Source organism: Streptococcus mitis (genome assembly GCF_001579035.1).
Classification (GTDB): Bacteria; Bacillota; Bacilli; order Lactobacillales; family Streptococcaceae; genus Streptococcus; species Streptococcus mitis_J.
The window spans coordinates 62,466-63,511 of sequence record NZ_KQ970285.1; the positions used below are offsets into that span (position 1 = coordinate 62,466).

The 1,046-nt window shown below is 37.4% G+C and carries 2 protein-coding genes; both read left to right on the forward strand.

The genetic code is table 11. The features are described 5' to 3' along the window. Positions 1-43: 43 nt before the first annotated feature. Positions 44-646: a Rha family transcriptional regulator gene (locus tag SMIDD26_RS00325; RefSeq protein WP_061438569.1), complete on the forward strand. Its 603-nt coding sequence runs from the start codon at positions 44-46 to the stop codon at positions 644-646. 11 nt (positions 647-657) lie between these two features. Next, a complete protein-coding gene (locus tag SMIDD26_RS00330) occupies positions 658-918 on the forward strand; it encodes a hypothetical protein (RefSeq protein WP_042900400.1) in 261 nt (86 codons plus the stop codon). Positions 919-1,046 lie beyond the last annotated feature (128 nt).

The window sequence follows — 1,046 nt, forward strand, 5'->3', positions numbered from 1 at the left end:
TTTAGGTGGTAAGCATTGACAAAAATAAGAAAGGAGTGGACCGATGGAATTGGTTTACATGGACGGCAAGAAAGAGCCGTATACACTGAGCAGTATCGTTGCAGAATGTGCTGAAGTAAAGCACAGACATTTGAAGATTTTGCTGAATAAGCACCGAGAGGACTTTGAAATCTTCGGAAAGGTGCAATTTAAAATTTCACCTTCAGAGAGTGGGCAAAATGTACGGGATTATATTTTGAACGAGCAACAAGCAACCTTGATGATCACTTACTTACGAAATACAGAACCCGTAAAAGAGTTTAAGAAGAACCTGGTTAAAGCCTTTTTTGAAATGCGTGATGAACTTTCTAAACGCTATCTTCAAAGAGAACTGGAAAAGCCAAAGCGTAAAAGCTTAACCGAAGCTATCCAAGCATGGGAGAAAGCCCCCAAGCATGCCTATAGCACCCTGACAAACTTACTACTAAAGGGAGTGACAGGGAAGAATAAAGCGCAACTCATGAAGGAGCGAGAAAGTAAGAACGGCATTGATGGCTTGACAAGTGCAGAACTGACAAACTATCAACGTTTGGAAGATATGGCAATAGCTATGATTAATTTGAATAGGGGATATTCAGAAATTAAGGAATTAATTTTTAAAGTATAGGAGTATAGAAAATGGAAAATGATTTTAAGACAGTTACGAATGCCAAAGGGTTAGAAATTCCCAAGTATTCCAAGGATTTTAAAAAGCTAGTTGAGAAAGACAGACAACTAGCTGAATATCTTTGTATGAACTACGAGAACTTGGACAGTGAAGACCTGGGCGCATTTCTTGAAACGGTGGAGCAGGGGTTCAGCTGGATTCTAGATCTTATCGAAAGTAAAGACTTGCTTTATAAACCAAAGTCAGGTAGTAATCATGCAAAAAGAAAATAAAAAAATCACTTGCTCAAATTTTAGACGAGGCGAGCAAGCGACATAATTCAAAGTATAGAAATTTTTTCTATGCTTTGATTATAGCAAAAAATATCTATTCTATCAAATACCTAAAGAAAAACCGAAGA